The 16,182-nt window shown below is 66.1% G+C and carries 16 protein-coding genes; 4 read left to right on the top strand and 12 right to left on the bottom strand.

The window, feature by feature from the left end; genetic code table 11:
* Positions 1-182: 182 nt before the first annotated feature.
* The 5 genes from mmsB to AC1Q5S_RS19530 form a co-directional block, all read right to left on the bottom strand.
* A complete protein-coding gene (gene mmsB, locus AC1Q5S_RS19550; RefSeq protein ID WP_422204624.1) occupies positions 183-1,079 on the bottom strand; it encodes a 3-hydroxyisobutyrate dehydrogenase in 897 nt (298 codons plus the stop codon).
* Between the two features lie 105 nt (positions 1,080-1,184).
* Positions 1,185-1,622 (bottom strand): TfoX/Sxy family protein, encoded by a 438-nt coding sequence (locus AC1Q5S_RS19545; protein ID WP_492239273.1) that lies wholly within the window; start codon positions 1,620-1,622, stop codon positions 1,185-1,187.
* A gap of 59 nt (positions 1,623-1,681) precedes the next feature.
* On the bottom strand, positions 1,682-2,848 hold the full coding sequence (locus AC1Q5S_RS19540) for an acyl-CoA dehydrogenase family protein (RefSeq protein ID WP_492239272.1): 1,167 nt from the start codon (positions 2,846-2,848) through the stop codon (positions 1,682-1,684).
* A gap of 39 nt (positions 2,849-2,887) precedes the next feature.
* A complete protein-coding gene (locus AC1Q5S_RS19535; RefSeq protein WP_492239271.1) occupies positions 2,888-3,289 on the bottom strand; it encodes a lysozyme inhibitor LprI family protein in 402 nt (133 codons plus the stop codon).
* Positions 3,289-4,812, bottom strand: a complete 1,524-nt coding sequence (locus AC1Q5S_RS19530) for a CoA-acylating methylmalonate-semialdehyde dehydrogenase (protein ID WP_303835017.1) — start codon at positions 4,810-4,812, stop codon at positions 3,289-3,291. The genes AC1Q5S_RS19535 and AC1Q5S_RS19530 overlap by 1 nt, the downstream gene beginning before the upstream one ends.
* A 137-nt stretch (positions 4,813-4,949) precedes the next feature.
* Here AC1Q5S_RS19530 and AC1Q5S_RS19525 point away from each other — a divergent pair, with 137 nt between their 5' ends.
* Both AC1Q5S_RS19525 and AC1Q5S_RS19520 read left to right on the top strand, forming a co-directional pair.
* The gene (locus AC1Q5S_RS19525; RefSeq protein WP_492239270.1) at positions 4,950-5,852 is read left to right on the top strand and encodes a LysR family transcriptional regulator; all 903 of its coding nucleotides are present in this window, start codon (positions 4,950-4,952) and stop codon (positions 5,850-5,852) included.
* 207 nt (positions 5,853-6,059) lie between these two features.
* Entirely contained in the window at positions 6,060-7,022 is a 963-nt protein-coding gene (locus AC1Q5S_RS19520; RefSeq protein ID WP_303835013.1) for a patatin-like phospholipase family protein, read from the top strand.
* A gap of 105 nt (positions 7,023-7,127) precedes the next feature.
* Here the strand turns inward: AC1Q5S_RS19520 and AC1Q5S_RS19515 are convergent, their stop codons facing one another.
* From AC1Q5S_RS19515 to AC1Q5S_RS19485, 7 genes are all read right to left on the bottom strand, one after another.
* Positions 7,128-7,286, bottom strand: coding sequence for a DUF3309 family protein (locus AC1Q5S_RS19515; RefSeq protein ID WP_303835011.1), 159 nt, complete (start codon positions 7,284-7,286; stop codon positions 7,128-7,130).
* A gap of 250 nt (positions 7,287-7,536) precedes the next feature.
* A complete protein-coding gene (locus AC1Q5S_RS19510; protein WP_303835009.1) occupies positions 7,537-9,147 on the bottom strand; it encodes a DHA2 family efflux MFS transporter permease subunit in 1,611 nt (536 codons plus the stop codon).
* Between the two features lie 12 nt (positions 9,148-9,159).
* Positions 9,160-10,467: an HlyD family secretion protein gene (locus tag AC1Q5S_RS19505; protein ID WP_303835007.1), complete on the bottom strand. Its 1,308-nt coding sequence runs from the start codon at positions 10,465-10,467 to the stop codon at positions 9,160-9,162.
* Positions 10,468-10,653: 186 nt separating this feature from the next.
* Positions 10,654-12,108: an efflux transporter outer membrane subunit gene (locus tag AC1Q5S_RS19500; RefSeq protein WP_492239269.1), complete on the bottom strand. Its 1,455-nt coding sequence runs from the start codon at positions 12,106-12,108 to the stop codon at positions 10,654-10,656.
* Between the two features lie 34 nt (positions 12,109-12,142).
* Complete coding sequence (locus AC1Q5S_RS19495) at positions 12,143-12,658, bottom strand: MarR family winged helix-turn-helix transcriptional regulator (RefSeq protein ID WP_492239268.1); 516 nt, start codon at positions 12,656-12,658, stop codon at positions 12,143-12,145.
* Positions 12,659-12,837: 179 nt separating this feature from the next.
* Positions 12,838-13,305: a CopD family protein gene (locus AC1Q5S_RS19490; RefSeq protein ID WP_303835002.1), complete on the bottom strand. Its 468-nt coding sequence runs from the start codon at positions 13,303-13,305 to the stop codon at positions 12,838-12,840.
* A gap of 131 nt (positions 13,306-13,436) precedes the next feature.
* Positions 13,437-13,985 carry a CHASE domain-containing protein gene (locus AC1Q5S_RS19485; protein ID WP_492239267.1) on the bottom strand — a complete coding sequence of 183 codons (549 nt, stop codon included), beginning with the start codon at positions 13,983-13,985 and terminating at the stop codon, positions 13,437-13,439.
* A gap of 527 nt (positions 13,986-14,512) precedes the next feature.
* Between AC1Q5S_RS19485 and AC1Q5S_RS19480 the strand changes: the two genes are divergently transcribed.
* Positions 14,513-15,910: a sensor domain-containing protein gene (locus tag AC1Q5S_RS19480; protein ID WP_492239266.1), complete on the top strand. Its 1,398-nt coding sequence runs from the start codon at positions 14,513-14,515 to the stop codon at positions 15,908-15,910.
* The gene (locus AC1Q5S_RS19475; RefSeq protein ID WP_303834996.1) at positions 15,897-16,070 is read left to right on the top strand and encodes a hypothetical protein; all 174 of its coding nucleotides are present in this window, start codon (positions 15,897-15,899) and stop codon (positions 16,068-16,070) included. The genes AC1Q5S_RS19480 and AC1Q5S_RS19475 overlap by 14 nt, the downstream gene beginning before the upstream one ends.
* Positions 16,071-16,182 lie beyond the last annotated feature (112 nt).

Raw genomic sequence — 16,182 nt, 5'->3', positions numbered from 1 at the left:
TTGCCGCCGTGTTCCGGGCAGGCATCCCACAACCCTAAACAGAAGCAGCCGTAGAGAAATTAATAGTTTTCTGATTGCAATTGATTTTTAGGGCTGCGAGGCCTTGCTCTCAACATAAAAAGGGCGCTGTAGCTTGACGTTACAGCGCCCTTTTTTGCAGAAGGTTTACAGGTAAATCCGCCTTATCCGTTTTTCTGCAACATCTTGATCACGCTAGAAAAATCCTCCCCACCATGCCCCGCAATGCTGTGCGCCGCGTAAATGGCACGTGCCATGCCGCCCAGCGGGGTGCTGGCTTTCACGGCGGTGGCGTTTTCCTGGGACAGGCCCAAATCCTTGAGCATCAAATCCGTGCCGAAGCCGCCGGTGTAGCCTTTGCTGGCGGGGGCGTTTTCGTGCACGCCGGGGTAGGGGTTGTACTTTTCCAGTGCCCAGTTGCCGCCCGAGCTGCGGCGCATGATTTCACTCAGCACCTTGGGGTCGAGGCCGTTGGCCACGCCCAGGGCGATGGCCTCGCTGGTGCCCACCATCAGGATGCCCAGCAGCATGTTGTTGCAGATCTTGGCGGTCTGGCCTGCGCCCACGGCGCCGGCGTGGAAGATGTTGGCGCCCATTTTTTCGAGCAGGGGACGGGCGCGCTCCAGGGCGGCTGCCGTGCCGCCGACCATGAAGGTGAGCGTACCGGCGATGGCGCCGCCGGTGCCGCCGGAGACGGGGGCGTCTATGAAGTCGATGCCTGCAGCTTCAGCGGCCTTGGCCACTTTCTGGCTGGTGGCGGCGGCTATTGTGGAGCTGTCGATGACCAGCGCCCCCTTGGCGATGTGGGCCAGCAGGCCGGGCTGGCCGTTGCTGCCCAGGAACAGCGCTTCCACATGCTGGCTGGCGGGCAGCATGGTGATGATGGCCTCTGCCCCCTGCGCGGCGGCGGTGGCGCTGGCGGCAATGGCCACGCCGTCGGCGGCCAGTTTGTCGCAGGCAGGCTTGGAAAGGTCGAACGCCTGGACGGTGTGGCCGGCCTTGTGCAGGTTCAGGGCCATGGGGCCGCCCATGTTGCCGAGGCCAATGAATGCGATTTTCATGCTGCTGTCTCCTTGTGGTGATGGGGGTGAGGGGTGGATATTGGTATCAATTTGATAGCTTCAAGCGCTTTTTGCATAAGCATTAGCGGCCAAAAATGCTTGAAATCACGGGGTGTCGTCGTCAAAAATGCTGTGCCGCTTGCCCTTGGGGATGGATGGCGCTGCGGGCGGGCGGTTGGCTGCTGCACGCTTGCGCGGGGGCGTGGCCTTGGCCTGCGGGTTGTAGGCCAGGGCTTCGCGCAGCCAGAAATGCCACTGCGCACGCGTGGCGTAGCCGTTGGGTTCCACCCAGAAGTAGCCCTGCATCTTGCCCTCGGGCGAGAGCTCGCGCGTGGCCTGCATTTCCTGAAACTCGGCGTGCCGCCCCGGCGGCAGGCGCACCAGCAGTTCTTCGCCCTTGACGGCTATGCACAGCTTGCCGTCCACAAAGAAGGCATGGCTGCCAAACAGCCGGCGTTCGTCCACATCGCTGCGCTGCGCCAGCGCGGCGCGCACGGCGTCGATCAGGTGCAGGGTTTCGTCGCGGAGAGGGCGGGCCGGCATGGTTTGGGTTGAATGGGTTGTCAGCGCATGTGTATCAAGCGCTGGTAGCTATGAAAAACCTAGCGAATCACCTCCGTGGCGTCACCGTCCAGCATGCGCCGGGCAATGATCACGCGCATGATTTCGTTCGTGCCTTCCAGGATCTGGTGCACGCGCGCATCGCGCAGCAGGCGCTCCAGCGGGTATTCGCGGATGTAGCCGTAGCCGCCGTGCAGTTGCAGGGCTTCGTTGACCACGTTGAAGCCCGCGTCGGTGGCAAAGCGCTTGGCCATGGCGCAGTAGGTGGAGGCGTCGCGCGCGCCGGCGTCGAGCTTGGATGCCGCCAGGCGCACCATCTGGCGGGCGGCGACGAGTTCGGTGGCCATGTCGGCCAGCTTGAACTGCAGGGCCTGGAAGCTGGCGATGGGTTTGCCGAACTGCTTGCGGTCGTGCAGGTATTGCTGGGCGGCGTTCAGTGCGCCCTGGGCCGCGCCCACCGAGCAGGTGGCGATGTTGATGCGCCCGCCGTCCAGGCCTTTCATCGCTATCTTGAAGCCTTCGCCCTCGCGGCCCAGCAGGTGGTCGGCAGGGATGCGCACGTTGTCGAAGCTGATGGTGCGCGTGGGCTGACTGTTCCAGCCCATCTTGTGTTCCTTCTTGCCGTAGGTGATGCCGGCGCTGTCTGCGGGCACCACAAAGGCGCTGATGCCGCCCGCGCCCGAGGCCGCATCGCCGGTGCGGGCCATCAGCACCAACACGTCTGTGGCGCCCGCGCCGCTGATGAAGGCCTTGCTGCCGTTGATGACGTATTCGTGGCCAATCAGCTCGGCGCGCGTCTTGAGCGAGGCGGCGTCAGAGCCTGCGCCGGGCTCGGTCAGGCAGTAGCTGGCCAGCTTTTCGCCAGTGGTGAGCAGCGGGCCCCAGTGCTCGCGCACGGCGGGGGTGGCCCAGGTGCCCAGCATCCAGGTGGCCATGTTGTGGATGGTGATGAAGGCGGTGGTGCTGGGGTCGATGGCGGCCATTTCCTCGAACACCAGGGTGGCGTCGAGGCGGGGCAGGGCCAGGCCGCCGGCGTTCTCGGGCGCATACAGGCCGCAAAAACCCAGCTCGCCGGCCTTGGCGATGGCTTCCTTGGGGAAGATGCCTTCGGCGTCCCACTGCGCCGCGTGGGGCGCGAATTCGGCTTGCGCAAAGTCGCGGGCCGTCTGGGCAAAGGCGCGTTGTTCTTCGGTGAGTTCAAAGTCCATGGGGGAATCTCGCTGGGGTCTTGCGACGAAAGGGATCGGTCAGGGCTTTGCGGGCGTGTCGGCGCTGAGCCAACGCATGAGGTCCCGGCGGCGCTGCTGTATTTCGCGCGTGAGGCACTCATGGTAGAGCCGGGGGCCGTCGGGCTGCTGCTCGGTGGCGCGCGTGGCCTGTTTGCAGCGGGTGGTGCGCTCGCGCAGCCAGGCGCTGTGCTCCTGGCGCAGCTGCGGGCGCTCGTGGGCGGCCAGGGCGCGCATCACATCGGCATACAGCACGGCGATGGTGGTGTCTGCGGCCTGAAAGTCCTGCACCGCGCAGGCATTGACCTCGCCCACGCTGCCGCCGGGGCGGCAGGTGGCGCCGGCCTGTGCCCACGCACCGCCTGCCTGCAGCGCCAGCAGGGCGGTGGCGCACAAAGTTGCCACAGGCTGGCAGCCCGCCATTACTTCAGGCTGATGGTGGTGTTCACACCGTGGCTGGTGGTGCTGTCATCGAACCAGCGGGCCGTCACGGTCTTGGTCTGCGTGTAGAACATGATGACCTGCTTGCCGTAGGGCCCCAGGTCGCCCAGCTTGGAGGCGCGCGAACCGGTGAACGAGAACAGCGGCACCGGCACAGGAATTGGCACGTTGATGCCGACCTGGCCCACGTCGATTTCTTCCTGGAACTTGCGGGCCGCGGCGCCGCTTTGCGTGAAGATGGCCGTGCCGTTGCCGTTGGGGTTGGCGTTGATGAACTCGATGGCTTCGTCGATGTCGGCGGCGGGCACCAGGGCCAGCACGGGGCCGAAGATTTCCTGGTCGTAGATGGCCATGCCGGGCTGGACGTTCGAGAAGATCGTCGGGCCCACGAAGTTGCCCTTTTCATAGCCGGGCACCACGGGCTTGCGGCCGTCGAGTTCCAGCGTGGCGCCATCGGCAATGCCGCGTTCGATCAGGCCTTCCACGCGGGCCAGGGCCGTGCAGGAAACCAGCGGGCCCACGTCGGTGCCCTTTTCGGTGCCGCCGTTGACCTTGAGCGTCTTGGCCTTGGCCACGAGGTCAGGAATCCACTTTTGCGCCTCGCCCACCAGCACCACCACGGGCAGGGCCATGCAGCGCTGGCCAGCGGCGCCAAACGAGGCGCCGGCGATGGCGTTGAGCGTTTGCTCCTTGTTCGCGTCGGGCAGGATGATGGCGTGGTTCTTGGCACCCATCATGCATTGCGCGCGCTTGCCGGCCAGGGTGGCGCGGTTGTACACATGGGTGCCCACCTTGGTGGAGCCAACGAACGACACGGCCTTGATGTCCTTGTGGTCGCAGATGGCGTTGACCGCGCGCTCGCCACCGTGGATCACGTTCAGCACGCCGGGCGGAATGCCGGCTTCGAGCGCCAGCTCCACCAGGCGCATGGTGACCATGGGGTCCTGCTCGGAGGGCTTGAGCACGAAGGTGTTGCCCGTGGCAATGGCCATGGGGAACATCCACAGCGGAATCATGGCCGGGAAGTTGAACGGGGTGATGCCCGCGCACACGCCCAGCGGCTGCAGCAGGGTGTAGGTGTCCACGCCGCCGGCCACGTTGTTGGCCAGCTCGCCCAGCTGCAGGTTGCCGATGCTGGCGGCGTGCTCCACCACCTCCAGGCCACGGAACACATCGCCTTCGGCGTCGGGCAGGGTCTTGCCCTGTTCGGCCGTCAGCAGGGCGGCCAGCTCGCCCATGTTTTCACGGATGAGCTGCTGGTACTTGAGGAAGATGCGGGCGCGCGCGCCAATGGCGGTTTTCTTCCAGGTCTTGAAGGCTTCCTTGGCTGCGGCCACGGCGGCTTCGATTTCTTCGTCGGTGGCAAAGGGCACGCGGGCCAGCACTTCTTGCGTGGCCGGGTTGACCACGTCGCGCCACTCGGTGGTCTTGGATTCGACAAACTGGCCGCCGATCAGCAGCTTGACGGTGGGGGCCAGTGCGGCCACGTTGGTGGGTGCGTTCATGGGGTGGTCTCCTGGAGGAAAGTGCGGGCAAATCGCCCAAAACCCCGCCATGGTAGCTGTGCGAAATTGTCAGCACAATAGACAATCGTGCGCACAAGGTTTGCAAAAACGCACATTCACGACCACAAGGCGGCACCATGGACTGGGACAACCTGCGTTACTTTCTGGAACTGGCCCGCGCCGGCACGCTGGTGGGCGCCGCCCGCCGCCTGGCGGTGGACCACACCACGGTGGCGCGCCGCCTGCAGGCGCTCGAAAAACAGGTGGGCTCGGCCCTGTTTGCACGCGAGGCCGGCGGCCACCGGCTGACCGAGGCCGGGCGCGCGCTGCTGCCCCAGGTCGAGGCCATGGAGGCGGCCTTTCTGGCGGTGGAAAACGCCGCACCCGGCGTGCGCCAGGGCCTGCATGGCCTGGTGCGCATCGGCACCACCGAGGGTTTTGGCAACCTGATCCTGGCGCCGCAGCTGGCCCGCTTTGCGCTGAGCCACCCGGGGCTGGTGGTGGACCTGCTGGCCCTGCCGCGCCTGGTGCACCTGTCGCGGCGCGAGGCCGACATCGTGATCTCGCTGGAGCGTCCCGCGCGCGGCGCGGTGCTGGTGGTCAAGCTCACCGACTATGTGCTGCAGCTCTATGGCGCAACCAGCTACCTGGAGCGGCACGCGCCCATCCACACCTCCGACGACCTGCGCGGCCACACCTTCATCAGCTATGTGGACGACCTGCTGTTCAGCAAGGAACTGCAGATCCTGGACGAGCTGCACCGCCCCGCGCACTTTGCGCTGCGCAGCACCAGCATCCTGGCGCAGTACGAGGCCGCGCGCGCCGGGGCGGGGCTGGCGGTGCTGCCCGCTTTTGTGGCGGCGCAAGAACCGGCGCTGGTGCCGGTGCTGCCCGGTGTGGCGCGGTTCCAGCGCACGTTCTGGATGTCCATGCCCGCCGACAACAAGCATGTGGCGCGCATACAGGCGACCTGGGCCTTTCTGCGCGAGGCGGTGGCGGCGCAGCAGGGCTTGCTTTTGCCGGGGACGGGTGCTATTTGATTCATGGCTTCTGGCGCTTTCTTGGCCTGCGCTCAGAGCTGTTTTCGCTTGAATTTGAAGCACCCAGGGTGCGTGGCGCCCGTGGGCGGCGGGATGGTGGCGTGGGTCATCTTGTTTTTGCCTTCCCTGGCCGCTCTGCATAGCATGGGGGATCGTCGCCTCCGGGGTGTTTCCCCCTGCGGCGATACGATGATGTGGAGGTGACCCGTGGCCAAGTACCGGATATTGAGCCTGGACGGCGGCGGCCTGCGCGGCCTGATCACGGCGCGGCTGCTGGCGCGGCTCAACGCCCACCCCGAGATTGCCGGCTGGCTCGACGCGGTGGACCTGTTTGCCGGCACCTCCACGGGCGGCATCCTGGCGCTGGGCCTGGCCAGCGGCAAAACGCCCGAAGAGCTGTGCGCGCTCTACCAGCAGCGGGGCGGCGTCATCTTCGACGACAGCATCTGGGACAACCTGCGCGACCTGGGCAAAACCATTGGGGCCGACTATTCGGCCAAGGGGCTCAAGGCCGAGCTGAAGAAAGTGTTCGGCACGCTGCAGCTCAAGGACCTCACCCGCAAGGTGGCCATTCCCACGTTCGATCTCGACAACGAAGAGGTGGCGGCCAAACGCACCTGGAAGCCCAAGATCTTTCACAACTTCAAAGGGGCCGACTCCGACGGCCAGCAACTGGTGGCCAGCATCGCGCTGTACACCAGCTCGGCGCCCACGTACTTTCCTTCGGCCGATGGCTACATCGATGGCGGCGTGTATGCCAACAACCCCAGCATCGTGGCGCTGGCGCAGGCCATCTCGCGGCGCAACCAGGCCACCGAGCGAGCGGCGCTGGGCGATGTGGTGCTGCTCTCGGTGGGCACCGGCGTGAGCCTTACCTACATCCAGGGCCAGACGCTGGACTGGGGCTATGCCCAGTGGGCGCAGCCGCTCATCAGTGTGCTGACCGATGGTGTGGCAGGCATCTCGGACTACCAGGCCCAGCAACTGCTGGACGACCGCTACCACCGCTTGCAGATCGTGTTCGACCCGAGCGAGACGATAGCGCTGGACGCGGTGAACAAGCTCGACCGCATGGACGAGATTGCCAGGGCGCATCCGCTGGATGCCATGCCACCTGGCGCCAGCCATTCCATCAGCCCGGTGGAATGGATTCGCACCGTGTGGCGGTAAGGGAGTCGGGCGCACGGCTTTGGGTTGCGCCCCGGCTGCACGAAGCCGGTGCGATGCCGGCCCCGGTCGCTCGCCATGTCGCTGACCGGTGTTGCAAGGCTTTTGTCAGATCTTGCCCATGAGCAACAGGATCACCAGTACCAGCACCACCAGCCCGATGCCGCCGCTGGGCCCATACCCCCACGAGCGGCTGTGGCCCCAGGTGGGCAGGGCGCCCACTAGGATGAGGATCAGAACGATCAGAAGAATCATTGAAATGGACATGGCAGCTCCTGAAAAGGGGATGACTGCATTCTTGCGGCCGGACGCAGCCGCCGGCGCAGGCGAATGGCGCGCGGGCGCGTCAGCCATTGCCGATAGGTGCGTGCCAGCGCGCCGCTGGTGGTGAGCGGCAGGCACACTGGGGTGGCTTGTGAAAAGCGGGTGGTAATTGCTATTAAAAATAGAGCTTCTGGCGCTTTCTGGATAAGTGCCAGAGGTCTTTTTTGCTGAAATTGACTGTGGCAGCAGGCGTTTAGTGCGCGCCACCCGCATCCACCGCGGTACCCCCCGCCACGCGCACGGGGCGCCTGGTCAGCCAGATCAATCCGATCAGCAGCAGGAACAGGCCGGCCGATCCCAGAAAGATGTCGTCGGCGGCGCGCGTGAAGGCCTGCTGGTCGATGAGCCGGTTGATCTGCGCCAGCGCCTGCAGCTGCGTGAGGCCCGATGCCATGAGCTGGTCCAGCGTGGCGGCAAACACGCCCTGGCCCTGCACCAGCCCCTCGGTCAGGTGCGCGTGGTGCATGGCGGCGCGGCTCTCCCACAGCGTGGTGGCAATCGAGGTGCCCATGGCCCCGGCGGTGATGCGCACGAAGTTGGACAGGCCCGCAGCCGCCGGAATGCGCTCGGGCGCAATGCCTGCCAGCGTGAGCGTGGTGAGCGGTATGAAGAAGAACGCCATGGCCGCGCCCTGCAGCAGCGTGGGGATCAGGATGTGGATGAAATCCGTTTGCACCGTGAACTGCGAGCGCATCCACAGCACCGTGCTGAACACCATGAACGCGCCCGTGGCCATGCGGCGCGGGTCCCACTGGCCCACCTTCTTGCCCACCAGCGGCGTGAGCAGGATGGCGAAAACGCCCACCGGCGCCAGCGCCATGCCGGCCGAGGTGGCGGTGTAGCCCATCCACTGCTGCAACCACAGCGGCAGCAGCACCACGTTGCCGAAGAACAGCGCGTAGGCCACCGACAGGGCCAGCACGCCGAAGGTGAAGTTGCGGCCCTTGAAGAGCTTGAGGTCCACCACCGGGTGCTTGTCGGTCAGCTCCCACACCAGAAACACGGCAAATGCCACCACGGCGACCACGGCCATCAGGATGATTTCACTGGAGGCAAACCAGTCCAGCTCCTTGCCCTTGTCGAGCATGAGCTGCAGCGCCCCCACCCACAGCACCAGCAGCGACAGGCCCACGGTGTCGATGGGCAGCTTGCGCGTGGGTGTTTCGCGCTTCTGGTAAATGCCCCAGGTCAGGGCGGCGGCCAGCAGGCCCACGGGCACGTTGATGTAGAAGATCCACGGCCACGCGATGTTGTCGGTGATCCAGCCGCCCAGCAGCGGCCCCACCACGGGGGCGACCAGCGTGGTCACGCCCCACAGGGCCAGGGCGGTGCCCGCCAGCGCGTGCGGGTAGCTGGCCAGCAGCAGGGTCTGGGACAGCGGAATCATGGGACCGGCCACCAGGCCCTGCAACACGCGGAACACCACCAGCATCTCCAGCGACGAGGCAAAGCCGCACAGCCACGAGGTCAGCACAAACAGCAGCACGCTCATGGTGAACAGCCGCACCGCGCCAAAGCGCTGGGTGAGCCAGCCGGTGAGCGGCACCGAGATGGCGTTGGCCACGCCAAAGCTGGTGATGACCCAGGTGCCTTGGCCGGGGCTCACGCCCAGGTCACCGGCGATGGCGGGAATGGAGACGTTGGCAATCGACGAGTCCAGCACGTTCATGAACGTGGCCAGCGACAGCGACAGCGTGCCCAGCAGCAGGGCGGTGCCGTGCAGCGGCGGGTGCGCTGCGGGCGCAGCCGGGGTAGCAGGCGCAGGTGGCTGGGCCGGGCCGGCGGTGGGGTTGGCGGCAGTCATGCGGGCCTTGGCTTACTGCACCACGGCAGCGCACAGGGGCGCTGCGGCCAGCGGGGCGGCCAGCGCGGCAGTGGTGGGCGCGGTGGACTTGCGTGCGGTGGGTACCGTGCCTGCCTGCGCCTTGCGGCCCAGGTTGGCGGCGATGATGCGTGCCACATCGGCATCCGCGGCCTTGAGCTGTTCGTCAAACACCGTGGTGGCGGCCACGGGCGCGGTGCGCTGGGTGTCGGCCAGGGTCTTGCCGCTCTGGTCGGCCGTGTTCACTTTCACTTCCATCGACAGGCCCACGCGCAGGGCGTGTTCGGCCACTTCCCTGGGGTCCAGCGCAATGCGCACGGGCACCCGCTGCACCACCTTGATCCAGTTGCCGGTGGCGTTCTGTGCGGGCAGCAGCGCAAAGGCCGCGCCCGTGCCGGCGCCCAGGCCGGCAATGCTGCCGTGGTAGGTGACCCTGGTGCCGTACACATCGGCCACCAGTTCGGCCGGCTGGCCCATGCGCAGGTTCTGCAGCTGGCTTTCCTTGAAATTGGCATCCACCCACAGGTCGTTCAGCGCCACCAATGTCATCAGCGGTGATCCGGCCTGCACGCGCTGGCCCACCTGCACGCCGCGCTTGGCCACATGGCCGTCGAGCGGGGCCACCAGCTGGGCGCGCTGCACGGCCAGGTAGGCCTCGCGCACGCGGGCCGCGGCGCGCAGGACGTTGGGGTGCTGCTCGATCGTGGTGCCTTCGGTCTGCGTCTGGCTGGCGGCCAGTTGCTCTTGCGCGGCCAGCACGGCCGACTGGGCCGCGGCCACGGTGCTTTTGGCGGCGGTGAGCTGGGCACTGGCGTGCTGGAATTCCTCCTTGCCCACGGCGCCGCTGGCCATCAACGGGGCGCGGCGGTTCACGTCGTCCTGCAGGCGGGCGGCATCGGCCCGGGCGCGCGCCAGGTCGGCCTGGCGCAGGCTCACCTGGGCCTGGAGGGTGGAATTGTTGGCATACAGCGTGCGCACCTCGCGCACGGTTTGCGCCAGCTGGGCCTCGGCCTGGTCCAGCGCCACGCGGGCGTCGGCCGGGTCGAGCTGGACCAGCAGCTGGCCCGCGCGCACGTAGTCGGTGTCGTCCGCACCAATCGACACCACGGTGCCACCCACCTGGGGCGTGATCTGCACCACGTTGCCGGCCACATAGGCGTTGTCGGTGGTCTCGGCGTGGCGCGCATTGAACCAGTGCCAGCCGCCCCAGCCCAGCGCCGCAATGGCCACGGCGGCGGCAATCACGGTCAGGCCGCGGCGGCGGGCGGTGCTGGCGTCGTGGGAGGTAAGGGGTTCGCTCATGGCGGTGATCTTTCAGGACTGTGTTGTTTGTGGTTTTTGAAGAAGGGGCTGTTCATTGCCTGCTAGGTACGCGACTGGCCCGCCCGAGGCCAGTGCACCCGTGGAACTGGCTTTGCCAGGCCACCGGGTGCGTCCCCTCCCGCGAAGAGAGAGAGGGGGAAGACGCGAAGCGGCTCAGGGGGTGTCTCATAAGGCCGTGTCATCCGTCCAGCCGCCGCCCAGGGCCTTCATCAGCACCAGGCGCGTATCAAGCTGGCGGGCACGCAGGTCCACGGCCATGCGGCGTTGGGCCAGCACCTGGCTTTCGGTGCTGAGCACCACCAGGTAGTTGCCCAGGCCTGCCCGGTAGCGCTCCTGGGCAAAACGGTAGGCCTTCTCCGCGCTGGCCATGGCATCGTCCTGCAGCGTTTGCTGGCGGGTCAGCGATTGGACGGAGGCCATGGCATCGCCCGCTTCCTTGACCGCATCGAGCACGGCGCTGTTGTACAGGGCAATGGCTGCATCCAGCTCGGCCTGGCGGCCGCCGAGCTGGGCGCGCAGGCGGCCGCCATCAAAAATCGGCAGGCGCAGGGCGGGTGTCACGCCCATCTGGCGCGAGCCGGCGTTGAAAAGCGGGTCGAGCCCCAGCGCATTCAGGCCGATGAAGGCGCCAATGTTGATGTTTGGATAGAACTCGCTCTTGGCGCTGTGCACGCCCTGGATGGCGGCTTCCACGCGCCAGCGGGCTGCCACCACGTCGGGGCGGCGGCCCAGCAGGTCGGCGCCCAGCACCTCGGGCACGGTGGCGGGTTGCAGCGCAGTGAGCCGGGGCGTGAGGGCGGGCAGCGCACCGGGCGCCTGGCCGGTGAGCACCGCCAGCTGGCGGCGGGCCAGGGTGATCTGTTCCTGAAGCGCCTCGATCTGGGTGCGTGCGTCGGGCACGGCGGCCTGGGCCTGGGTGAGTTCGACCTGGCTGTCCAGGCCGGCGGCGGTGCGCTCTTGCGTCAGCTGGCGTTGCTCTTCACGCTGCTCCAGTGCCCGGGCAGCCACGTCGCGCTGCGCCACCAGCCGGGCCAGCGCCACATAGCTGCGGCCTACCTGGGCGGCCAGCGCGTTGGCGGCAGCGGCGGCATCGGCCTGCGCAGCGCGGGCCTGGCCCAGCGCGGCCTGCAGTTCGGCCGCATGCTGGCCAAAAAAGTCGGGCGACCAGCTCAGCGATGCCTGCACCGTGCCGCTGTTGTAGGTGTTGCCGGCAATGGGTGCGGGCACCAGGCCGTTGGCGGAATAGCGCTGGCGCGCGGCGTCCACACCCAGGGTGGCTTGCGGGCCATGGGTGGCTTCGCGCGCCTGGCTCAGGGCCACGGCCTGCTCCAGCCGGGCGCGGCTCACGGCCAGGCTGGGGTTGCCTTGCAGGGCCTGGTCGACCAAGGTGTCGAGCTGCCCGTCCCCCAGTGCCGTCCACCATCGCGCAGGGACTGCGGTCTGTGTTGCCGCTGGCGCGTCGGCCAGGCCCAGCGCGGCGGGCGTGGTCGGGGTCAGTGGTGTATGCAATGCACCCGGGCTGGCACACCCTGTGATGAAAAGTGCACAGGCCAGCGCAACGGCCAGGGGGGCAGGGTGGCCTGGCGCGCCAGCCCATCGCGAAAAGACAGAACGGTGCATGGAGGGGGCGTTCGAAGAAAGTGGAGGACCTGGCTTACCCGGCCGCCGTGTCGGGCGGTGGGGTCTGTTGCCGCAGGGCATCGCCATTGGCCAGCATGCGGCGCAGCATGTTCAGCAGCAACTGCCATTCGTCATGGGTGAAGCCGACCAGGTGGCCGTTGAGCACGTCGGCCAGCACGCGCGGCACCTTGGCGGCCACCACCTGGCCTTCGTCGGTGAGCGTGAGGTGCACCACGCGGCGGTCGGCGGTAGAGCGCTCACGCCGCACCAGCCCCTTGGCTTCCAGGCGGTCCAGCGTGCGCGTCATGGAGGCCGGGTCGGTCTCCAAATCACGCGCCATGCTGGCCAGCGTGGCGTTTTCGCAGAGCCTCATCTTGTACAGCGGCAACCACTGTGCATAGGTCAGGTCGTGGCAGGCGAGCTGGCCATCGGCTTGCGAGCGGATGGACGATGTCACCTTGCGCATCAGGTAGCCCACGCTGTCGGCGGGCTGCATGTGATCGGGGTGGTAGAAGCCCCGGCTGCCATGTTTTTCGGGCAAATCAGACATGCCGCGAATTTAATTGACTAGACAATCATTGTCTTGGCAATCATTGAAGGTAGACGTCCCGACAGGGTTATTGCGCAGCCTGGGATTTTGTTGCGGAGAGTGGATAACGTCGTGGTCCGCGCAGCCAAGCCACTGAACCGGCGACACCGCATGGGCGATGGCGGCGTGAAACCCCTGGCCTACCCCAGCAGCGCCACCACCAAGGTCAGAACACCCAGCACCAGGTTGACGCCCACCCAGGTGCGGATGCCGGCCAGCGCCTTGCCGCCGACGGGCCAGTCGGACGCGGCCACGGCGCGCTGCAGGCGCTTGAACAGGATGAGCCGGATATGGCCGAAGATGGCCACCATCAACAGCCCGAGCGTGGCCATCACGGTCCAGGCCATGGGCATGGCAAAGCGGCCACCCGATTGCGCGGCCTCGCGCGCCGACTGGCCGATCATCCACAACCCGCTGGCCAGCACCAGCACCACGGCCACCAGCACGGCGGCAAAAAAGCGCTGCAGCACCTGGTGCATGAGCCGCACGCGCGCGGCGGGCTCCAGCGCCTGGGCTGCGGGGCGCAGGAAAAAGTGGGCAAAGACCATGCCGCCGATCCAGACGATGATGGACAGGAGGTGGATCAGTTTCAGGCTGGCGTAAAGCATGGTGCGGGGCTCATGAAGGATAGGGGAAGGCTGAAAATACTGGATTACCGGCTGTGCAGCATGGGTGCGGTGCGCTGGGCTCACAAGCCGTGGGGTATTGCGGCGTAACGGCATTGTTGCGCATTACTGCATTACGTATTGGGGGGGGGAACGGTTGCAGCTGGACGCCCTGAGTAACCGGCGATTGGGCAGGCGCGTGAGCGGATCGTAAAAAGCGAGGTAGCGGATTTCTTCTTCGTCGGCCTTGCGCTGGTGGAAGCCACCGCGCCCAGAAAAAGCGGTGTACCGCCCGGCGGAGCGGGGCCAAAAACCGGCGCCCGCAACACAAAGGCCGTGCGATGGTCTTTTTCTTGCATCAAGTCAAAAGGCGCGGATACCACCGTTTTACCAGTGTCGCGGCTGTAATGCATGGCCGACAGATTGGCGGGTTGGACACTGATGTCCAGGCCCAGCACGCCTGTGCAGCCCTCCTCGGGCCACAGGTACTCAGCCACAAAATATTCGGGGCGCGCACCCGCAGGGTGGATGGCAAAGTCGGGCAGCCCCTGTGGGTTGATCGACGTGTCGGCCCGCACACGCGCCTCGAACGCGGTGCGCTGTTCGGCAGTCACATAGCGGGTGAACGAAAGGTTGCGCACACTGGGGTAGCGCTGGTTTACATTCAGTTCGCGGAGCGGCACGCTCGAACTCGGCGCGGCTGAGCACGGGGTTGACCATAAACAGGCTGCGCAGACTATTGACAATTTCGGTGTGCGTGGCCATGCGCGGGGCCAGCGCGCCCGAAAACGCCCGCGTTTCCTGCAGGAAGCGGGCCTCGGAAATCGTTGCCACCGACCGCGCGCCTGCTGCTGCGCCAGCAACAAGGTCGTCAAAAGCCCCACCACAGCGACGGAGATGCCGAGCAGCCAATGCCGCTGGTGGATCGAGTTACCGGTGGAGACTCTTAAAGGGGGACGCGTTGCAGGACGACAGACGGGTGATGGGGCGACAACGAAAAAAACGCAAGGAAACGGTCCCCAAGAATAGCGGTAATTTCTGGCCAGAACCTGCTGCAGTGGCACAAAGCAACGTACAAGGCATTGTCTGTGCCTCCCCGTCCTGCAGCTCCCACCAGCCTCATGCGCAGGCACAATGGAGTCGTCATTCGCAGCACCCAGAGCCCCATGCCCGCTTTTCATCCGGCTTGCCGGAATTTTCTGTTTTTGCGATGAAGGCCCTTGCCCCCCCGAACATCGTGGACCTGCTGCTTGACGCCGTATGCATCGTCAAGACCGACAGTTCCATCGTGTATGTCAGTCCGGCATTCGAGCGAATCTTTGGCTATGCCCCCGAAGAGGTCATCGGCAAGCGCATGCTGGACATGGTGCACCCGGAAGATCTCGCCGCCACCCTGGGCCAAGCCCAGCAAGTGACCGAAGGCCAGCTCCAGCTGCATTTCGAGAACCGCTATGTGCGCAAGGATGGGCAGATCGCCCACGTCCGCTGGACGGCGCGCTGGGTGGAAGACCAGCAGGTGCGCCTGGCGGTGGCCCACGACATCACCGAGCGCAAGCGCACCGAGTCGCTACAGTCGGCCATCTATTCCATCTCGGAGGCTGCGCATGCAGCAGAAGACCTGGTCTCGCTGTTTGCGCACATCCACCAGACCATCGGCACGCTCTTGCCCGCCTCCAATTTTTCGGTGGCGCTGCATGACCGCCTGGACGACACGGTCAGCTTTCCCTACCACGTGAACGAGCGCCATCCGGCACCCGCACCGCGCCCACTGGATGCCGAAACGCTGTGCTCCCACGTCATCCGCAAGGGCCAGACCCTGCTGCTCACGCCCGACAGCCTGCCCCCCGCAACGCCGCACATGTCAACCGCCCCCCGGCCGCTTTACTGGCTGGGTGTTCCGCTGCACACACCGGCGGGCGTGATGGGCGCATTGGTGCTGCAAGGCTACTCCGAGGAAGCGCGTTACTCCGAGCGGGACGAGGAGCTGCTGCAATTCATCTCGACCCAGGTGGCGTCTGCCATAGAACGCACCCAGATGCGCAAGCGCCTGCTGCAGATGGCGCAATACGACCAGCTCACGCACCTGCCCAACCGCCAGCTGTTTCTTGACCGCCTGAAAACCGCACTGACCCGGGCGCAGCGCGACCAAACCTTGCTGTCGCTGCTGTTTGTGGACCTGGACCGCTTCAAACAGGTGAACGACACACTGGGCCACGCGATAGGAGACTTGCTGCTGCAGCGCGTGGCACAGCGCCTGCTGGAATGCGTGCGTGCCTCGGACACGGTGGCACGCCTGGGCGGCGACGAGTTTGTCTTGCTGGTCGAAAGCAGCCATGCGGTCGAATATGCAACCGCGGTGGCAGAAAAGATCCTGGCGGCATTCAACAAACCCTTTGATCTGGATGGCAACCAGGTGCCCATGTGGCCCAGCATCGGCATTTCCATCTACCCGAACCACGGTAGCAACGAAAGCCTGCTGCTCAGCCATGCCGACGCCGCGATGTACCAGTCCAAGAAAAGCGGCGGCAACCAGGTGCGCATCGCCGACACCACCGCTGCGCCCAACCCGGCGCCGCAGGAAAAGCTGCCATCAGGTGCGCCACGCTGACACGCTGGCCTATGGCGTGGAAACCGAAGCGCAGCGCGAGTTCCTGGCCCGCAACCATTGCCACACTTGGCAGGGCTTTTTGCTGTGTCCACCACTGCCGGCGGCCGAGTTCGAGGCGCTGGTGCTGCACACCAATGGCCCGCACCTGCGGCAGACGTAGGCGAAGCTGCATCCGTTGCGCTGCTCTCAGAGCCTGTTTACGATCTTCTGCATAGCAAAGCCAAGAAGGCCAAGTGGATGAACTGCAGACTGGTGTTCAGTAACCGCTCGCA

Source organism: Acidovorax sp. GW835-FHT14B10 (genome assembly GCF_058793725.1).
The sequence above is the reverse complement of the archived record's forward strand: the minus strand, read 5'-3'. Positions and strand labels throughout refer to the sequence as shown.